22 protein-coding genes are annotated in these 18,486 nt (G+C 63.8%); 8 read left to right on the top strand and 14 right to left on the bottom strand.

Features of this window, described 5'->3' with window-relative positions:
• Positions 1-59: 59 nt before the first annotated feature.
• Genes ehuC through ehuA form a run of 3 tightly spaced genes read left to right on the top strand, consistent with a single transcriptional unit; the run spans position 60 to position 2,248 of the window.
• Positions 60-722, top strand: a complete 663-nt coding sequence (ehuC, locus tag N826_RS05540) for an ectoine/hydroxyectoine ABC transporter permease subunit EhuC (RefSeq protein WP_044426532.1) — start codon at positions 60-62, stop codon at positions 720-722.
• Positions 719-1,381, top strand: coding sequence for an ectoine/hydroxyectoine ABC transporter permease subunit EhuD (ehuD, locus tag N826_RS05545; RefSeq protein WP_044426534.1), 663 nt, complete (start codon positions 719-721; stop codon positions 1,379-1,381). Before ehuC ends, ehuD begins: the two co-directional genes overlap by 4 nt.
• Positions 1,382-1,408: 27 nt before the next feature.
• Entirely contained in the window at positions 1,409-2,248 is an 840-nt protein-coding gene (gene ehuA, locus N826_RS05550) for an ectoine/hydroxyectoine ABC transporter ATP-binding protein EhuA (protein WP_044426536.1), read from the top strand.
• On the opposite strand, the gene N826_RS05555 is transcribed toward ehuA, so the two are convergent.
• Entirely contained in the window at positions 2,190-3,683 is a 1,494-nt protein-coding gene (locus tag N826_RS05555) for an adenylate/guanylate cyclase domain-containing protein (RefSeq protein WP_044426537.1), read from the bottom strand. The two genes, ehuA and N826_RS05555, sit on opposite strands and share 59 nt — an antisense overlap.
• 754 nt (positions 3,684-4,437) lie before the next feature.
• Here N826_RS05555 and N826_RS05560 point away from each other — a divergent pair.
• The 4 genes from N826_RS05560 to N826_RS05575 all read left to right on the top strand — a co-directional run bounded on the left by N826_RS05560 (position 4,438) and on the right by N826_RS05575 (position 7,282).
• Positions 4,438-5,157: a hypothetical protein gene (locus N826_RS05560; protein ID WP_044426540.1), complete on the top strand. Its 720-nt coding sequence runs from the start codon at positions 4,438-4,440 to the stop codon at positions 5,155-5,157.
• A 74-nt stretch (positions 5,158-5,231) separates the two neighbouring features.
• Positions 5,232-6,077, top strand: coding sequence for a hypothetical protein (locus tag N826_RS05565; RefSeq protein WP_147040275.1), 846 nt, complete (start codon positions 5,232-5,234; stop codon positions 6,075-6,077).
• A gap of 51 nt (positions 6,078-6,128) precedes the next feature.
• Positions 6,129-6,350, top strand: a complete 222-nt coding sequence (locus tag N826_RS05570; protein ID WP_044426545.1) for a hypothetical protein — start codon at positions 6,129-6,131, stop codon at positions 6,348-6,350.
• Positions 6,351-6,577: 227 nt separating this feature from the next.
• A complete protein-coding gene (locus N826_RS05575) occupies positions 6,578-7,282 on the top strand; it encodes a cyclic nucleotide-binding domain-containing protein (RefSeq protein ID WP_044426547.1) in 705 nt (234 codons plus the stop codon).
• Between the two features lie 38 nt (positions 7,283-7,320).
• Here N826_RS05575 and N826_RS05580 read toward each other — a convergent pair whose 3' ends face one another.
• Genes N826_RS05580 through N826_RS05630 form a run of 11 tightly spaced genes read right to left on the bottom strand, consistent with a single transcriptional unit; the run spans position 7,321 to position 16,750 of the window.
• Positions 7,321-7,668 (bottom strand): RidA family protein, encoded by a 348-nt coding sequence (locus N826_RS05580; RefSeq protein WP_044426549.1) that lies wholly within the window; start codon positions 7,666-7,668, stop codon positions 7,321-7,323.
• 49 nt (positions 7,669-7,717) lie between these two features.
• Positions 7,718-8,482 carry a transporter substrate-binding domain-containing protein gene (locus tag N826_RS05585; protein ID WP_044426550.1) on the bottom strand — a complete coding sequence of 255 codons (765 nt, stop codon included), beginning with the start codon at positions 8,480-8,482 and terminating at the stop codon, positions 7,718-7,720.
• A gap of 52 nt (positions 8,483-8,534) precedes the next feature.
• Positions 8,535-8,882: a RidA family protein gene (locus N826_RS05590; RefSeq protein ID WP_044426551.1), complete on the bottom strand. Its 348-nt coding sequence runs from the start codon at positions 8,880-8,882 to the stop codon at positions 8,535-8,537.
• 28 nt (positions 8,883-8,910) lie between these two features.
• The gene (locus tag N826_RS05595) at positions 8,911-10,038 is read right to left on the bottom strand and encodes an NAD(P)/FAD-dependent oxidoreductase (RefSeq protein ID WP_044426552.1); all 1,128 of its coding nucleotides are present in this window, start codon (positions 10,036-10,038) and stop codon (positions 8,911-8,913) included.
• A gap of 13 nt (positions 10,039-10,051) precedes the next feature.
• A complete protein-coding gene (locus N826_RS05600; protein WP_044426553.1) occupies positions 10,052-11,470 on the bottom strand; it encodes an FAD/NAD(P)-dependent oxidoreductase in 1,419 nt (472 codons plus the stop codon).
• On the bottom strand, positions 11,467-11,763 hold the full coding sequence (locus N826_RS05605) for a (2Fe-2S)-binding protein (RefSeq protein ID WP_044426555.1): 297 nt from the start codon (positions 11,761-11,763) through the stop codon (positions 11,467-11,469). The genes N826_RS05600 and N826_RS05605 overlap by 4 nt, the downstream gene beginning before the upstream one ends.
• Entirely contained in the window at positions 11,744-12,877 is a 1,134-nt protein-coding gene (locus N826_RS05610; RefSeq protein ID WP_044426557.1) for an NAD(P)/FAD-dependent oxidoreductase, read from the bottom strand. Before N826_RS05610 ends, N826_RS05605 begins: the two co-directional genes overlap by 20 nt.
• Positions 12,878-12,885: 8 nt before the next feature.
• Entirely contained in the window at positions 12,886-13,686 is an 801-nt protein-coding gene (locus N826_RS05615; protein WP_044426558.1) for an ABC transporter permease, read from the bottom strand.
• Positions 13,683-14,612, bottom strand: a complete 930-nt coding sequence (locus N826_RS05620) for an ABC transporter permease (RefSeq protein WP_044426561.1) — start codon at positions 14,610-14,612, stop codon at positions 13,683-13,685. The genes N826_RS05615 and N826_RS05620 overlap by 4 nt, the downstream gene beginning before the upstream one ends.
• Complete coding sequence (locus N826_RS05625) at positions 14,609-15,661, bottom strand: ABC transporter ATP-binding protein (RefSeq protein ID WP_044426563.1); 1,053 nt, start codon at positions 15,659-15,661, stop codon at positions 14,609-14,611. Before N826_RS05625 ends, N826_RS05620 begins: the two co-directional genes overlap by 4 nt.
• A 54-nt stretch (positions 15,662-15,715) precedes the next feature.
• A complete protein-coding gene (locus N826_RS05630; protein ID WP_044426564.1) occupies positions 15,716-16,750 on the bottom strand; it encodes an ABC transporter substrate-binding protein in 1,035 nt (344 codons plus the stop codon).
• A gap of 149 nt (positions 16,751-16,899) precedes the next feature.
• Between N826_RS05630 and N826_RS05635 the strand changes: the two genes are divergently transcribed.
• Positions 16,900-17,823 (top strand): LysR substrate-binding domain-containing protein, encoded by a 924-nt coding sequence (locus N826_RS05635; protein ID WP_247870462.1) that lies wholly within the window; start codon positions 16,900-16,902, stop codon positions 17,821-17,823.
• Between the two features lie 11 nt (positions 17,824-17,834).
• On the opposite strand, the gene N826_RS42850 is transcribed toward N826_RS05635, so the two are convergent.
• Both N826_RS42850 and N826_RS05640 read right to left on the bottom strand, forming a co-directional pair.
• Positions 17,835-17,996, bottom strand: coding sequence for a hypothetical protein (locus N826_RS42850; RefSeq protein WP_157599324.1), 162 nt, complete (start codon positions 17,994-17,996; stop codon positions 17,835-17,837).
• A 57-nt stretch (positions 17,997-18,053) separates the two neighbouring features.
• Positions 18,054-18,464, bottom strand: coding sequence for a DUF883 domain-containing protein (locus N826_RS05640; protein ID WP_044426567.1), 411 nt, complete (start codon positions 18,462-18,464; stop codon positions 18,054-18,056).
• Positions 18,465-18,486 lie beyond the last annotated feature (22 nt).

Raw genomic sequence — 18,486 nt, forward strand, 5'->3', positions numbered from 1 at the left:
AGCGGCCCGGCGCAACCGCGCCGGCTGCCGCCGCTTCCCGATGACGGAAGGACGCCGTCATGTTTCTACCGATCGAGTTCTACGGCAACCTGCTTCAGGGCGCCTTGATCACTATCCAGATCACCGCCATGGCGGGCGTTCTGGCCTTCGTCTGCGCCCTGGTCGCGGGACTGGCCCGGATGTCGTCCTGGCGTCCGGTGCGCTGGACCGCCGTGACCTATGTCGAGTTCTTCCGAGGAACCTCGGCGCTGGTCCAGCTTTTCTGGCTGTTCTACGCCCTGCCGCTGTTCGGCCTGTCGCTGTCGCCGATGACGGTCGCCGTGCTGGGGCTTGGGCTGCATATCGGCGCCTATGGCGCCGAAGTGGTGCGGAGCGCCGTTCTGGCGATCCCGCGTGGCCAGCACGAAGCGGCGCTGGCGCTCAACATGTCGCCGGCGCTGGCGATGCGCCGCGTGATCCTGCCCCAGGCCGTCGTCGCCATGCTGCCGCCGTTCAACAACCTGATGATCGAGCTGTTGAAGGCGACCGCCCTGGTTTCCCTCATCACAATCACCGACCTTACCTTTCAGGGTCAGCTTCTCAATACGGCAACCTTGAAGACGGCGCCGATCTTCATGGCTGTTCTGGTCTTCTACTTCCTGATCGCTCTGGGCATCACGTCGGTGTTCCGGACGCTGGAACGTCGCCTGTCGGTCGGCCGCTTGAAGGGAATGGCGCGATGATCTGGGATTGGGATTATGCCCTCGAGGTTCTGCCGAAGCTGCTCGACGCGCTGATCGTCACCGTGCAGGCGGCGTTGGTCGGGTTCGTCATAGCGCTGGTGCTGGGAATGCTGATAGCGCTGGCCCGCCGTTCCGGCAGGTTGTGGCTGTCGGTTCCGGTCGGCGCGCTGGCGGAGTTCATCCGCTCGACGCCCCTGCTCGTCCAGCTCTACTTCCTGTTCTTCGTCCTGCCGGGTTTCGGCATCCAGACATCCCCCTTCATCACCGGCGTCATCGGTCTCGGGGTCCATTATGCGACATACACGGCGGAGGTCTACCGGGCCGGGCTGGACGCCGTGCCGCGCGGCCAGTGGGAGGCGGCGTGGGCGCTCGATTTCAGCCCGCTCCATACTTTCCGCTCGATCATCCTGCCCCAGGCCCTGCCGCCCGTCGTCCCGGTGCTCGGCAATTATCTGATCGCGATCTTCAAGGACACGCCGCTGCTGTCTGCGATCACGGTGTTGGAGATGATGCAGGTGGCGAAGATCGAAGGATCGGAGACGTTCCAATACCTGGAGCCGCTGACTATCGTCGGGCTCCTGTTCCTAATCGTCAGCCTCATCTCGGCCGTCCTGATCGGCCGCCTCGAAAATCACCTCGGCGTGCTGCGCCGGATTTGACCCATGCCAGTAGCGGAGCCCAGGCCGATGTCCAATCCCTCCCCAGCCCAGGTGGCCACGCCCGACCTCGACATGTCCCGAACCATGCCTTCAGGGGCGAAGCCGATGATCCGTTTCAGCGGGATCTGCAAGGCGTTCGGCAGCCTCGTCGTGCTTGACGATCTCGACCTCGATATAGCCCCCGCCGAGAAGGTGGCCCTGATCGGTCCCAGCGGATCCGGCAAATCGACGCTGCTGCGCGTCCTGATGACGCTGGAGCGACCGGACAAGGGATCGATCGAGATCGACGGCGCTCCCCTCTGGCATATGCCGAAGAACGGCGGTCTGGTTCCAGCCGACGGCCGCCACCTTCGCGAGATGCGCAAGAACGTCGGCATGGTGTTCCAGCAGTTCAACCTGTTCCCGCACATGTCCGTGCTCCGCAACGTCACTGAAGCGCCGGTTCATGTGCTGGGCATAGACAAGGACGAGGCCGACGCCCGTGCCCGCGACCTGCTCGACATGGTCGGCCTGCGCGACAAGGTGAACCACTATCCGGCCCAGCTTTCCGGCGGGCAGCAGCAGCGGGTCGCCATCGCGCGCGCCCTTGCCATGAGGCCGCGCGTCATGCTGTTCGACGAAGTGACGTCGGCGCTCGATCCGGAAACCGTGGGCGAAGTACTGAGCGTGATCCGCGATCTCGCCCATGAGCACAACCTGACCATGCTGATGGTCACCCACCAGATGGGTTTCGCCCGCGAGTTCGCCGACCGGGTCTGCTTCTTCTACCAGGGCAGGATCCTGGAGCAGGGTCCTCCCGACCGGCTGTTCAATGATCCGCAGAACGAACGGACCCAGGCGTTCCTGCGGGCGGTGCTCGAAAGCTGACCTTGTCCACGGCGACGCGGAACACCGGCATCTCGACGTTGACGCCCTTCAGGTGAACCGTCCGCCGTTCCACGGCGAACGGCTCCAGCAGGGCGCTCACTCCGGGATAATCGTAGATCTCCCGGCTCATGTAGATTTCCTCGGCTTCGGCGAGGCTCTGTATCCGTGCCGCGATGTTGACCGCCTGCCCGAAATAATCCAACCGGTCGTTCAGCGTAACCGCGATCGATGCGCCCTTGTGAAGTCCGATCTTCAGGATCAGCAGGCGGTCGTGATGGTCGCGGTTGAACGTTTCCATCTCGTCGAGCATCGCGACCGCCGCCTTCACCGCGTCGGACGGGTTCATGAAGGCCGCCATGACGGCATCGCCGATGGTTTTGATGACGGTCCCGTTGTTCGCCGCCGTTACGTCCTGAAGCCGGTCGAAATGCTGCTGCACCAGGGAAAAGGCATTAAGGTCGCCGATCCTGTCGTACAGCGCCGTCGATCCCTTGAGATCGGTGAACAGCAGCGTGATGTCCTTGACGCCGATTCCCTCTGAAGCCTTGATCAGTTCGGACCGGAACAGGCTTCGGAAGGTATGGGAGGTGAGCAGCCTCTTGCCGGTCAGGAAAGGCCTGAAATGAACGTGCGGATGGGAAAATCCTTCCGGAAGCGCATAGATGCCGATCAGGCGGCGCCGGTCCGAACCGTTCCGGACTTCCAGTGCGACCTCGCCCGGAGCGATCCGGTCATCCGCCGGCTCACATGACTTCTCATTGTATTGAATGGACAGTGCCTGATGGGCCGGTGCCGTTTCGCCGGTGACGCTGAGGGTGAAGCTCGCATCGGTATCGATGTCCCAGCCAATGAGCGTTCCGTGTTCGACGCCGATGTCGATCCGTGCCGTCGAATTCGGCGCCAGGAACCGGATATCACGGGTAGCCTCCTTGAAGACGGAAATCCAGGTTGCTCCCTCCGCCGTCAGGCTGTCGGGCGAAAACCGGCACTCGAAGCAGTAGTCAAAGGCGTTCAGCTTTTCCGGTTCGTGGAAAGCGATCGGCCGGACCTTGGAGGCTACGGTGAAGGTGATGGTGATGAAGTCGTCCAGCGCCGCCTGGTAATCGGTGCGGCACAGGCTGCACCGATAATGCTTTTCCAAGGTGCGCAGACTGCCGAAGCTCTGCACGATACAGGCGCATAACGGACACACCAGAAGCCAATCCATTTCGAACAGGCCCAGGGACGTTGCGTGCAGGAACAGATCGATCGCCTCCGCATCGTCGATGCTTCGCTCTTCGGCGAAAGCCAGCGGATTGATCCGGAACAGGCTGCGGTCATCGCCGGTCCGGATAAATGTTTCCAGTTTCGAAACAAGCCGGGGGCTCCAGGTCCGTACCGTCTCCAAGGCTGCAAGACGTTCGTCCAATACCGCTTCGTCAATCCTAGGTTCCATATCCTGGCCTCGGTTTTACGTAGTCCGGATGGTCGATGGCGCGTCTTCGATCTCGGCTCCGTGCAGGAGCGGGTGAAGCAAGGGAAGGAACATATCATGAACTCTCTCGAGAGAGCAAGCAGGCTGATCCAAAGCTTCGCCTATGGCCGCCCCCGTTGGATAGGGCCGCCGCGATGCTGTCTCGACGAATCGAGTCGCTCAATCGTGCGTTGTTATTTCCGCTGGCGCGTCCGTCATGTCGATGGAAAGCCATTTTGATGGGGGATTGGTTTTTCTCATGCCCGTACTAGGAAAAAACGAAGTCTATTTGCGGCAAACTCGATTTCAGTGTGTGTGACAGTACATTGCAACTTCAAAATATGCAATGCTATATAAGCATCTTAAGGCTGTGCATGATTGTAAATATGCCATCAAAACGGTTAAACCGCTAGAGAATGCCCAATAGTAAAACAAAGTGCCTATTAATTTTAGGAAATAAACTTGAATATTCATTACCGTTAAGAAATATGGCAATTGGAAATTGCATTTGCTACATGAATTGGAATTTATCTAATAAAAACACTCGTGAGCATGCAATATCTCGGCTTTTTTGGTGATTTTTAATGTTTTAAATTGGGTAAACAGAAATTAGCATAGTATGCACAGTAAAATATTTGTTTTTTTGAGGCTTTTTGATTTGAAGTAAAAAATCTCAATGGCTAACTTGTATTCAGTCTGGTGCTGTGCCAGGCGGAAAACATACACGAGGATGATTATGAGCACTAACTTCACGATGCAGTTTGATTTTACCTCGTCTGATGAACAGGCAGTTCTGACGAATTTGCAGGAACTCAATTATTCACTGGTGGGATATCTCGGCGCGTCCGGCACCGGCCAGATCACGGCCGGCGTTCCGACCTGGTTCACCGTTCCCTATACCCAGGTCTTCGGCACCGAGACGATCACCTATACTCCGACCTATCAGGTCTACACGACCAGCCAGTCCCCGATCGCTCAGGGCACCGTCATCAACATGCAGGCCGTATCCCCGGTCACCGGTCTTGGCCAGGGCTTCACCTTCGCCCAGAACGGCTCCTGGACGTACGGCATGCCGGCAGGCACCGTCGTTCCGGCCAACAGTGTCGGCCTTTTCAATGGCACCACCCAGACGCTCACCGTCGGTCTGTCGGCTCCGGCCGCGTTCAACGCGTCCAATTCCTACACTCCGTTCTGCGCGTTCACCCTGCCGGCCCAGAACACCATCTTCATGACCCCCAACCAGTCCGTCATGCTGGTCAACGCCATCACCAATGCCGTCTCGGGCAGCGTCCAGTCGGCGATAGCGGCGCCGGGTGCCAGCTTCTCGTTCAACTCGTCGGCGCAGTACTTCCTTGATGTCATGGCCGGCACCTATGGGATCACCAATGCGCCGAACACGGCGCCGGTGACGCCGGTCAACTCCGGTGCCTCGATCACGCAGGTCGTCAATTCCTGATCCGGCATCGGCAAGAGTCGTATGGCCGCTCGTGAGAGCGGCCATAGGTTCAAGGTAAAGCCGCGAGTTACACGATGATCTATCGACTTTTTCGGCTCATCGCCCTCACGTCTCTGCTTCTTTCCGGACTCGGATGCAGCCGTCAGGCAATGGAAGCCGTGATGTCCGCGCCAGCCGCGGCAGCATCGCTCCAGAGCCTGACTCTCACTATCGAAGTCGACTCTCAGTCGCAGCAGTTCCTGATCGACACCGGTCAGACGGTTTTGATAACCAGTTCCGATCCGTCCCAGGACAATACGCTGGTGGTGGTCCAGTCTTTCCTGCCGTTCGGTGACCAGTCGCTGGTGACCGTCGATACTACGCCGGTACTGTTTCTGTCGCCTGCCAAGGTGACCCCGTTCGGTTCCGTGACCGTAAATCTGGTCAGTGCGGTCTCCTATGGCCAAGCCTATTTGTTCAACGGCTCGTCGATCACGAACGACGGCCCGGGCATACCCGGTTTGGTCAGCATAAGGTACATGCCGGTCGGCACGGGAGCTGTTGCGGTGACCACCGGATTGGCTCTGACGATAGGCAATTCATCGGTCGGCGGTGCCACGAGCACGGCAGCCTTCAGCTATTACGATCTGCAACCGTTCGAAAATCGTTTGTTGAGGCCGCCTTCGACCGTTCTTTACGTCCTGATCGGCCAGAACATCACGACCGGTATGACGCTGCCGGCATCTCTCCTACAGCCGATCCCAGGTTCGGCTCCTTCGTCGGCAACTGCCAGTTCCCAGCAGGATGCCGCACCGGCACCGATCGCGTCGTCCATCCAGCTCGGCCGCTATCTGCCGGTGGATCTTCTCTTCGACACGCAGTCCGTGACGCATTTCGATCCGTCGGTCAACGCCTTTGCTTATGGAGCATACCCCGATTGAAACGGTGCCCAACAGGGACCCGTTCAATACAAACCCTGAAAGGAAAGTAGAATGTTATACTATGTCGTAGATGGTTCGACCCATTGGCCCTACAACTCCAGCAGCTTGCAGGTCACGCCCACCAACGTCTCCTGCACCATGTCGGATAACGCCGGCCTCAATGCCGTCGCTTCCGGAGCGACCAGGCCTGGACAAGTGGTTGCTGGCAACACCACCTATGCAGTCACTCTGCCGGGTTCCTTCAGCGGAATGACGGTGACCTTCCGCCTCTGACGCTGTGCTTCACTAAAAAAGTCGGGCTGCCGAAGGTTTCATGGCTCAGTGGAGTGGAAACTTCGGCATCTTGGCGGCCCCGCTGGAATGCAGGATCGTCTGGTTCGACCTCAAAAAAATGAACCACGCAGTTAAGCTTATGCTGGTATTTAGGAATTGTTTTTTGATAGACGGCTATTGAATTCACTGAGTTGAACGCTGCTGTACTTCATGAAAGAGGCCGGGCGATGGAAGCTTCGGATCGCAGGTGGATCGCTGGCCACCCAGTCTTCGAGTCGCTGCCGGCCGGCGATCTGGATATGCTGCTGGAGGCTGCGGTCGTCCACGACCTGCCGGCCGATGCCGTACTTTTCGGTCAGGGTGACAGGCCTGAATTCCTTCATGTGCTGATCGACGGGCGGGTCGGACTGACCGCGCGCGGCATGGATGAGAAGGAGGTCGTGGTCGAGTTCATGGAACCCGGAGAGGCCTTCATACTGGCCGCCGTCCTGACGGATGCGCCCTACCTGATGGCGGCCAGGACGCTCCCTCCCTCACGCGTTCTCCTGATCCCGGCGAAGGCGCTCCGCGAGCATGTCTCGACCAATGCCAAGCTGGCCGCAGGCATGCTCGCCTCGCTTTCCCGGCACTACAGGATGCTGGTCCGACAGATCAAGGACCTCAAGCTCCACTCCGCGACCGAGCGCCTTGGCTGCTATCTGCTCGTGCTGGCGGCGCAGGCGGCCACCAAGCCCGACGGGACGGTCACAGTGACGCTGCCGGTCGAAAAGGCGCTCCTCGCGACCCGGCTTGGCACGACGCCTGAGAACCTGTCCCGTGCCTTCGCCAATCTGCGGCCGTCCGGCGTCCGGACCTTGGGCGGTACCGTGACGATCTCGGACCTGCAAAAACTGACGGAGGCCTGCGCCATGGCGCCGCCGATCCCGGACTGATCGCCGGTGACGCGTCAATCCGGGAAGTGAAACCGGCGTCAGGCCGCCGCGGTCACCACCACCTCGATCAGGATAGCCGGATCGCCGAGGTCGGCGACGCCGATGGTGGCGCGGGTCGGATAGTCGTTGCCGTCCAGCCACTCCAGCCATGCGGCGTTCATCTCTTCCTTGGCCGCCATCTTGGTGACGAAGAGCTGGGCCGAAAGCAGCTTGGTCTTGTCCGTGCCGGCCATGGCCAGCACAGAGTCCAGCTTCTTGCAGATCTGCTGAACCTGACCGTACATGCCCACAGTCACGTCGTCGGCGATGATGCCGCCGAGGAAGACGATGCCGTTGTGCTCGACGGCGCGGTGCATGATACGGGTCTTTTCGATACGCTTGACCATAAGGTCTCTCCTGATTTGGGGAAGTGAAAGAGGCGGAAGGAAGCCGCGCTCAGGGGGTGATGGAGAAATCGACGTATTTGGCGGCGATGCCGGCGAGCGTTCCGTCCTTGACGACGGACTCGATGGCGGCATCGAAGTCCTGCTTCAGCGCCGTATCGTCCTTGCGGAGACCGACGCCGATACCAGGACCGAACACGTCAGCGTCGATCAGGGGCTTGCCGACCAGCTGGATGCTCTTGGAGGCATCCTCCCGCACCCAGTCCGAAGCCGTGGCGCCGGTCGTGATGGCGGCCGCGATGCGGTCGCTCTTCAGGTCGGCCAGCAGGTTGGCGGTCGTGTCGTAGCTCCGCAGGGTCACCGCGTCGCCGAAGTGCTTCTCGGCGTAGCGGTAATGGGTGGTGGAGGTCTGCGCGCCGATTTCCTTGCCGCGCAGGGTTTCCAGCGTTCCGTCGATGCCCGATCCGGTCGCCGCCACGAAATAGGCGGGCACGACCATGTAAGGGGTCGAGAACGCGATCGACTTCAGCCGTTCCGGCGTAATGTTCATCGTCGCCATGATCGCATCGTATTTCCGCGCCATCAGGCCGGGAATGATGCCGTCCCAGTCCTGGGCGACGACGGTGCAGGAGCGTTTCATGCGCTCGCAGAGCGCGTTCGCCAGGTCGACTTCCAGTCCGGCCAATTGCCCGTCCGGCTTCGTCAGGTTGAAGGGAGGATAAGCGCCCTCCGTCGCGATGCGGATGGCGGAGCCGTCCGCCAGGGCCGGCATGGACGCGAAGAGGCTCAGCGCCAAGCCGAGGGCCAGACGTTTCATTCAGGTGCTCCGGTGGTTGGATCTAGGTGTCGTGAGTGCTTTCAGGCCGTGCTCAGCGGGCGGCTACGACCTGGATCTCGACGAGGTATTCGGGGGCGGCAAGCCGCGCTTCGACGGTGGCGCGGGCAGGGGCGTTCGCCGGATCGACCCAGGCGTCCCACACCTTGTTCATTGAGGCGAAGGTGCCGATATCGGCAAGATAGATCGTAGCGGTCAGCAGCTTGGTCTTATCGGTGCCGGCTTCCGCCAGCAGGGCGTCGATCTGGCGCAGCACGTCGCGGGTCTGGGATTCTACGTCGGTCGAACCGTCGTCGGCGATCTGGCCCGACAGATAGACGGTCTCGTTGTGGATCACCATCTCGCTCATGCGGGGGCCGGGGTGGACGCGCTGTATCGGCAACTTCAGTCTCCTGGGTAGGTAAGGGGGTTCAGGCGGCGACCGCCGGCTGGTGGAAGCGCTGGATGCGGAAAGGCGAGATCGGCAGGGGGGTGCCATTGCCCGTGATCATGTCGGCGAGTATCCGCCCGACGATGGGACCGAGCTGGAAGCCGTGGGCGGAGAAGCCGAAGGCGTGGAAAACACCAAGCTCCGTGCCGCTGGGGCCGATGACCGGGATCTGGTCCGGCATGCGGGCCTCGATCCCGGCCCAGGCCCGGACGACGGTGGCGCTCCGCATGACCGGAAACAGGTCCCAGACCGTGCGCGCGTTGATCGCCAGATTGGTGAAGTCCAGCTCGGTCCGGTTCTCGTCGGGCGACGCCCGCCCCAGCATGCCGCCGCCGATCAGCACCGTGCCGTTGGGGAACTGCTTGAAGGAGAGCGTCCTGCCGGTCGCCCCCACGACGGGCTTGATGAAGGGCGGCAGGCGGGCGGTGATCATCAGCATGGGGGCGATGACTTCCAGCGGCACCGGCTCGCCCAGTTGGGCGGCGATGCGGTTGGCCCAGGCTCCCGCACAGTTGACCAGGACGGGCGCCTCGAACCGCCCGCCGGCGGCCGTTTTGACCCGCCAGTTCAGACCGGCGCGGGCGACGCGGGTGACGGCCGACCCTTCCTCGAACCGGGCGCCCAGGCTTTCCGCCTTGCGCTTGAAGGCGAAGGTGGTGCGGTACGGGATGGCGGCGCCATCCCCGCGCGAGACGACCGCCCCGACGCAGTGCGGCGCTATCGCCGGGACGAGGCGGCGGAGTTCCGCCTGATCCACCACTTCCTCGTGGCTGAAGCCCAGGGCGCGGAGTTCGGCGACGCGGGCATGCCCGTCCGCCAGTTCCTCTTCCGTCTCGGCGACCTTGATCTGCCCGTGGCATTCGAACCCGCAGTCGTCGTCCACCAGCTCGCCGATGCGATGCCATAGCGCCATGGACGCCACCGACAGCGGGATCTCCGCCACGTGGCGGCCAAGCTGCCGCACCCCGCCGGCATTCACGCCGGATGCATGGCGTCCGATATGGTCCTTTTCCACGACCAGCACGCGGACACCCCGCTGCGACAGGTGCAGGGCGGTGGAGCAGCCATGCAGGCCGCCCCCGATGACGATGACGTCGTATCCGGACATGGCTTATACGTCCTCAGTGATGCAGGACGGCGTCGATCTCGTCCTCGCGCTTGGGCAGCGAGGCAAGCTCCGCCAGCGTGATCGGCTTGACGGGAGGACGCAGGCGGTAATAGCCGACCTCCGCTGGGGAAACTCCCCGCGCGTCCGCGATCACCTCGGTCACCGTCGGTCCGCACAGCCGTCCCTGGCAAGGACCCATGCCGCAGCGGAGGAACGACTTCGCCTGATTGGGACCGCTGCACCCTAGCTTGACGGCATCGCGGACCTGCGCCGCCGTCACTTCCTCGCACCGGCAGACGATGGTGTCGTCGGACGGCACGCGGAAGTCCTGGGCCGGCTTGTAGAGCGTGTCGAGGAAGACCCGTCCCTGCCTGGCCTTCTCCAGTGCTTCCCGATGCGGTGCCGCGTCGCGGTCGCGCTGCTGGCGGTCGATCCGGCCAAGGCGATGCAGCGCGTCCAGCGCCGTCAGCCGGCCCTGATGCTCGGCGGAAAGCGCGCCGCCGATGCCGGCGCCGTCTCCGGCCAGCGAAACGCCCTCGACCGTGGTGGCGCCCCAGCCATCCGTCTGCGGCGTCCAGCAGCGCTGGGCATCGTCCCAGGACTGGGCGCAGCCGATCGCGTTGGCGAGGTTGAGGTTGGGGATGACGCCCTGGTGCAGCAGCAGCGTCTCGGCGGGAAGCCGCTGTTCCGCCCCGTTGCCCTGACGGTAGACGACGGACCGGACCTGTCCGTCTCCTTCCGCGCGCAGCGCCGTGACGTTGCCGATCACCTTGACCTTGCGGCGAACGTCGAGCAGCAGCTTCAGCCCCTTGCCGATATAGCAGGAGCGGACGAAGCCGGTCATGTGCGGCATCGCCTGCCGCCAGTTGGCCCGCGGCGTGGTGTCGAGAACGGCAGTGATTTCAGCACCCGCGCGGAGATACTGCCACGCCAGCAGCCACAGCAGCGGCCCGGTTCCGGCTAGCACGACGTTGCCGGTAGCCACCAACCCGGAAGACTTCAGCAGGACCTGAGCCGCCCCGGCTCCCATCACGCCGGGCAGCGTCCAGCCCGGAACGGCGAAGGGCCGCTCCAGGGCGCCGGTGGCAAGGATGATGTGCTTGGCCGGCAGGATGCGCGCCGCACCCTCCCGCGACAAGCCGATCTCCAGATTGCGGGAAACGCTCCACACCGTCGTCCCCGGCAGATAATCTGCACCGCTCTCCTGGAACGGCTTCACCAGCCCGGCGCCGTGCCAGTAGTCGGGACCGAGCACCTTCGGGTCGCGGACGGGCGTCTCCGTGACCGAGCGGTAGATCTGCCCTCCCGGCGCCGGCTGCTCGTCCAGCAGGACCGTGGAAATGCCCTGGCGTGCCGCCAGTGTGGCGGCGGCGAGGCCGGCGGGACCGGCGCCGATCACGGCAAGGTCGTAGCTCGTCTTGACGTCGCTCACCGGTCGATCTCCCGCTTGCCGTCTTGGGTTTCGATCCGCATGCCAGGAGCTACCCGAACCTGACAGCCCTGCCGGTTGCCGACATCATCTATCGTCACCAGACAGTCGAAGCAGACGCCCATCATGCAGTAGGGGGAACGGGGAGCGCCCGATACCGGCGTGTTCCGGCAGACGGTGATCCCGTTGGCGAGAAGGGCGGCGGCGACGGTGTCACCTGCCAGCGCCTCGGCGGCGCGGCCATCGACGGTGAACGGGACCCGCTCGCCGGCGGCGTCATGCAGCCTTCGGAACATCGAACCTCCGGGCGCTGAATACATCGAATTCCTCGGGCAGTTTGCCGGCCGCGATATGCGGAGCCAGCGCCAGGGCATGGTTGGCGGCCAGGGTGACGCCGCTGTGGCAGGTGGCGACGAAGGCGCCGGGCATGGTGACGGACTGTTCGTAGATCGGGAAGCCGTCGGGACTCAGCACCCGAAGGGCAGCCCAGGTCCGCACCACGTTCAACTTGCCCAGCAGCGGGAAGACGCGGACGGCGCGCTCAGCGATGGTGGAGGTGACGCCCGGCCGGACCGTCGTGTCGAAGCCGGCATCCTCGAAGCTGTCGCCGATCATCACGCCGCCCTCGTCGGTCTGGCGGATATAGCCGACCGGGAACTTCAGGAACGGCGCCGTCTTCTCCGTCACGATGACGTGACCGCGCTCTGGCCGGACGGGAGCGCTCAGGCCCACCATGGGGGCCAGCCGGGCGCTGTCATGGCCGGCGGCCAGCACGATCCTGCCGGCCCTGACCTCGCCGCCGCCCACCGTCGTCAGGCGGAAGCCGCCGTCGCGGTGCTCGATGCTCTCGACCCGCCGGTTGGGCAGGTAGGCGGCCCCGAAGCGGTTTAGCCCGGTATGGAAGGCGCGGAAGAGCTTGAGCGAATTGCAGTGGCCGTCCAGCGGGCAATAGCTCGCCCCGGCGACATCGGGACCGATGAACGGCATCTCCTTCGCGACGGCGGCGCGGTCCATGATCTCGTAGTCGTAGCGGAGCATGGCCTGCTGGTTGTGAAGCCGCTTCAACTGGTTGGCGCGGTCTTCCAGCTCGGCTTCCGACAGGGCCGGCATGAAGCCGCCGGGCCGCTCGAAACAGACGTCGATGCCGGTCTGGTCGCGCAGCAGGGACGCAAGCTCGCCCCAGCTGTCGGACGAACGCCGGGTCCAAGCGCCGTATTCCGGCATGCCCAACCCCTTGCCCTGCACCCAGACCAGCGCGAAGTTGCCGCGCGACGGACGGACGGCGACATCGCCCTCGTCCAGTATGGCGACCTTCTGCCCGAGGCGCGCGAGGCCCCAGGCGGTCGCCGACCCGACGAGCCCGCCGCCGACAACGGCGACGTCGTAATCGGATCTCTGTTCAGCAGACATCGTGGAAACTACTCCTGTCCGCGGCCGACCAGCAGCCGCTCAAGTCCGTAAAGGCGGTCCAGGACCAGCATCGCCGCAACCGTCATGAAGATCAGGGCGGCGGAAACCGCGGCCACCAGCGGATCGATGTTGTCCTGGATGTAGAGGAAGAGGCGGACCGGCAGCGTCGTCGTCTCGGGCGAGGCGATGAAGACCGTCATCGTCACTTCGTCGAAGCTGTTGATGAAGGCCAGCACCCAGCCGCTGGCGACGCCCGGCAGGATCAGCGGCAGCGTCACCCGGCGGAAGGTGGTGAACGACGAGGCACCGAGCGAGGCCGCCGCGTTCTCGATCGACCGGTCCATGCCGGTGGAGGACGCCAGGATCAGCCGGAGCGCGAAGGGGATGATGATGACGACATGGCTCAGCACTAGCCCGGTGAACGTCCCGCCCAACCCGATCTGCGTGAAGAAGCGCAGGAAGGCGATGCCCAGCACGATATGAGGAACCATCAGCGGCGACAGGAACAGCGCTGTCATGACCTCGCGGCCGGGGAACTGGTGCCGTGCGATGGCCAGAGCCGCCGGGATCGAGAAGGCCACGGCGACCGTCGACGACAGGGCTCCCAGCAGGAGGCTGTCGCGGAAGGCCCGGACGAATTCCGGATTGTCGCCGATCGCGTAGAACCAGCGGAGCGAGACGCCGTTGGTCGGCAGCGACAGGTAGCCTTCGGGCGTGAAGGCGACGGCGCAGACGATCAGGATCGGCGCCAGCAGGAAGCCCAGGAACAGCACGTGGAAGACGAGGGCCAGGGGGCTGTTGCGGTTCATTCGAACACCTGCTTGTAGCGACGCTCGATCAGGCGGTTGCAGCCGACGATGATGACGATGTTGGCGATCAGCAGCAGGATCGCGACGGCGGCGCCCAGCGGCCAGTTGAGCGTGTTCAGGAACTCGTCATAGGCCAGGGTCGCCGCGACCTTCAGGCGCCGGCCGCCGATGATGGCCGGGGTGGCGAAGGCGCTGGCCGCCAGCGCGAAGACGATGATCGAGCCGGACAGGATGCCGGGGATGATCTGGGGCAGGACCACGCGGCGCAGCACGGTGAACGGCTTGGCGCCCAGCGACAGCGCCGCGTTCTCGATCTGCGGGTCGAGCCGCTGGAGCGATGCCCAGACCGACAGCACCATGAACGGCACCAGCACATGGGTCAGCGCGATGACGACGCCGGTTTCGGTGTACATGAACTCGATCGGGGTCGAGATCACGCCGATCGCCATGAGTCCCTGGTTGATCAGCCCGGTGGAACCCAGCAGCAGCGCCCAGCCCAGCGTCCGCGACACGACCGAGATCAGCAGCGGACCCAGCACGATCAGCAGGCAGATGCCGCGCCAAGGGGAGCGCATGCGGCGCAGGATATAGGCTTCCGGAGCGCCGATAACGGCGCAGATCAGCGTGACCAGGAAGGCGATGCGGAACGTCCGCAGGAAGACTTCGTGGAAGTAGCTGTCGGAGAAGATCTCGAGGTAGTTGCCGAACTGCCAGACATCCTGGATGCCGGTGTAGAAGCCGAAGCTGTTGAGCGACAGCAGCGCCGTCATCGCCAGCGGGACCAGCAGCAGCACCGCGAACAATGCCAGGGCGGGCAGGCTCAGCAGGTATGGCACCCAGCGCCGGCGGTCCGCAGGCGCAGGGGAGGGGGACGCCGCGGTGTCGTGGGAGGCGGTCAACGAGTTGGATTCAGGCACGGCGGTCATGAAGCGCCAGCCTGGGCGGCCATCACCCGCATGTCCTCCGGACGCCAGCCGACCATGACCCGCTCGTTCTCCTGCGGCATCGCCTGCCCGTCGTGCTGGCGGATCACCATCACCTGACCGGCCTCGGTCCCGACTTCGAACAGCCACTGGGTTCCCTGGAAGACCCGCGCCCGCACCATGCCCGGCACGCCGGCGTCGGGGACGAAGGCGACCTTCTCCGGACGGACGGTCATGACGCCGGGGCCGGCGGGAACGTCAGGCCCGACCGGCCAGGAAGCGCCCGACACGTCGATCCGGCCGACGCCGCCGTCTTGCCGCACCATGCCCTGAAGCAGGTTGGTCCGGCCCAGGAAATTGGCGACGAAGGCGCTGGCCGGGCGGTCGTAAGCTTCCTGCGGGGCCGCCACCTGCTCGACCTTGCCCTTGTTCATCACGACGACGCGGTCCGACAGGGCCATCGCCTCCGACTGGTCGTGCGTGACGAGGATCATGGTGGTGCCGACGGTGCGCTGAATGCGCCGGAGTTCGATCTGCATCTCCTCCCGCATCTTGGCGTCCAGGTTGGACAGCGGCTCGTCCAGCAGCAGCAGGTTCGGCTTGATGACGAGGGCACGGGCCAGCGCCACCCGCTGCTGCTGGCCGCCGGACATCCGCTTGGGATGCCGGTCGCCATAGGCGCCGAGGCCGACCAGGTTCAGCGTCTCGGTTACCATGCGGTCGCGGTCGGCGCGCGACACGCCGCGCATCTCCAGGCCGAACGCGACGTTCTCCGCCGCCGTCATGTGCGGGAACAGCGCGTAGCTCTGGAAGACGATGCCCAGGCCGCGCTCGTTCGGCTTCTTCGCCAGCAGGTCGGCGCCGTTCAGCGAAACCCGGCCCGACGTGGGATCGGTGAAGCCGGCGATCATCTGGAGCGTGGTGGTCTTGCCGCAGCCGGACGGGCCGAGCAGCGAGACCAGCTCGCCCTTTTCGACGTCGAGCGAGATGCCGTCCACCGCAAGGTACTGGTTGAACCGCTTGGTCAGTTTATCGAGGACAAGATAAGGCAAGGATGAATCTCCGCAGCCGGCAGGCGGGCGCAAGCCCGCCTCAAGATCAAGGGGTCAGCGCTCGACTTCGCGGGTCCAGCGCTTGTTCCAGACCTCGCGGTTGGCGTTGATCGTGTCCCAATCCACCACCAGCAGCTTGCTCATCTGCTCCGGCCCGTAGGGCAGTCCCTTTTGCTGCTCGGGCTTGAGTTCGACCGTCTTGTTCATCGGGCCGAAGCCGGCGTCTACCGCCAGCGCCATCTGCGCCGTCGGCATCAGCATGTACTGGATGAACTGCTGCGCCTCGGCCGCCTGCTTGCTGCCCTCGACCTGACAGGCGGCCGATGCGAGCACGACGCCGCCTTCCTTGGGATAGACGAAGGCGGCGGGGAAGCCGGTATCCGCCAGCGCCTTGACCCGGCCCGAACCCCAGACCGCGATGTTGGCCTGACCGCTCTGGAACAGCTCTGTCATCTTGCCGGGCGACGGCTCGTAGGCCAGGACGTTGGGGTTGATCTTATCGGTGAATTCCTCGAAGCCGGGCTCGATGTTCTTCTCGCCACCGCCGTTCAGCCGCGCCATCATCACCAGGGCATGCAGGCCGTAGGAGTTGTTGATCGGCGGGACGACAAGCTTCTTCTTGTACTTCGCGTCCTCGATGTCCTTCCACGAGGTCGGCGCCGGCCAGCCGTTCTCGTCGAACACCTTCTTGTTGTAGACGATGCCGGTGCCGACGGCGCCGAAGTTCACGGCCTTGTTGGACGGGATCTTCGCAAGGTCGTACAGGTCGTCGTAGACGGGGGCCTTCGCCAGATCGGCGCAGAAGCCGAGCGCCACCGCCTGGTACATCGGGCCGTCGTCGAGGATGACCAGATCGATCTGCTGGTTGCCCTTCTGGGCCTGGAGCTTGGCGAGGTTGTCGGTCGAGTTGCCGGCGACGTATTCGACCTTCACGCCGTACTGCTTCTCGAAGCCGGGGATGATCTCCTTCCGCATCGTCTGCTCGAAGGAACCGCCGTAAGCCGCCACGTAGAGGGTCTTCTGCTGCGCCTGCGCCGTGCCGCACCATACGGCGGCCGTCGCCATCAAACCGTAAACCAAAGCCCGCATCTGTCTCTCTCCTGTTCTGCATTGATTGCCGACCCGCGCTATTGCCGGTGCGCTTGGGCGACAGGTTCGCCCCGTCGCTGCATAATCGTCAAATCGAATTGCTGGCGGTTCTCATAACCAAATATTATGCTGTAACGGAATTGAAGCCTTTGGAGTTGTCCCGTCGCGTGCTCAATCCCCGCCAGATCGAAGCCTTCCGCGCCGTCATGCTGACCGGCGGCATCACGTCGGCCGCCGAGCTGATGAGCATTTCCCAGCCGGCGGTAAGCCGCTTGATCGGCGATCTGCAATACGCGCTGAAGCTGACGCTGTTCGAACGGCGCGGATCAAGGATCACGCCGACGAGCGAGGCGCAGTTGCTCTATCAGGAGGTCGAGCGGTCCTTCGTCGGGCTGGAGCGGATCGAGCAGGCGGCGCGCGACCTGGAGTCGCGCCGGGCGGGGACGCTGCGGGTGGCGGCGATGCCGGCCCTGGCGATCGGCTTCCTGCCGCGCTTCGTCGCCCGCTTCCTGGAGCAGCGACCGCGCGTGGACGTCTCGCTCTGGGGCAGCAGTTCGACGCTGGTGCTGGACTGGGTGGCGGCGGGGCAGTGCGAATTGGGGTTCGGCCAGACCCCGGTCGAGCACGCCACCGTCCTAAGCGAGAAGCTGCCGCCCGTCCCGGCGGTCGCCATCATTCCCAGCGACCACTGGCTGGCGGCAAAAGAGCGGATCGTACCGGAGGACTTCGCGAACGAACCCTTCATTTCACTGGGATCTTCGACGCTGCTCAGGTACCGGATCGACGCCGTCTTCGCCGACCACGGCGTCAACCGGAAGCAGCGCATCGAGACGCAGTTGACGATGATCGCTTGTGCGCTGGTCGCCGCCGGCACTGGGGTCGCCATCGTCGACCCGTTCACCGCGGAAGAGTATGTCGGGCGCGGATTGGCTGTCCGCCCCTTCGCACCCAGCATCAATGTCGAGATGTCCATCCTGCATTCGGCGCAGCGGACGCTCTCGACACTGGCTCAGGACTTCCTGGCTGAATTCCGCTCCGAGGTGGCGGGATACAGCCTGAAAATGCGGGCTTAATTACCGGTCGATCAGTCGTGATCGTGCTGGGTGTCGGGGTTGGTCTTCCCGGTCGGCATACTGGGATCGGCTTCCGCGTCGACGGTCTGCGAACTGGCCCAGAGCATCGAAGCGCTCAACGCGAGGAACGAGCCGACTACGAGAAGAAGAAAAGCAACGTTGCCGCCAGTCATGTATTCCTCCTGATTTCATCCATGTCACAGATCCTCGGACGATCCACCCTACGAGGTCTAGTCGTAGTAGTAGTCGCGTTGATAGGCGTCTTCATCGTCGTAACCGAGGTCCGGCGGACGGTGGGAGACCGCCTGTCCTCGCCCGCTTCGGCTCAGCAGCGCGCCGATGACGAAGCCGGCGGAGAGCGCGCCGAGCAGGCTCGCGACGGGATGCTCCCGGACGAATGTTTCCGCGGTTCCGATGCCGTAGGACCGACGGTCCCGGACCGGATAGCCGGCGTGCCTGCCGGTTTCCGTCCCGGTCGCCGGGCTCACCGGAGAGTACGCTGCCGGCGTGGGGGCTCCGACCTCTTCCGAACCGGTCTCCAGCACCCTTCCGGGATCGGCATTCGGACGTGATGGAATGGAGCGGGCCGCGACATCGCTGGACTTGGCATATGTCGGCGGCGTCTCTGTCGAGGCGGTCATGAGCGTTTCTCCCGGGTTCGTA

Source organism: Skermanella aerolata KACC 11604 (assembly GCF_000936425.1).
GTDB classification, from domain to species: Bacteria; Pseudomonadota; Alphaproteobacteria; order Azospirillales; family Azospirillaceae; genus Skermanella; species Skermanella aerolata.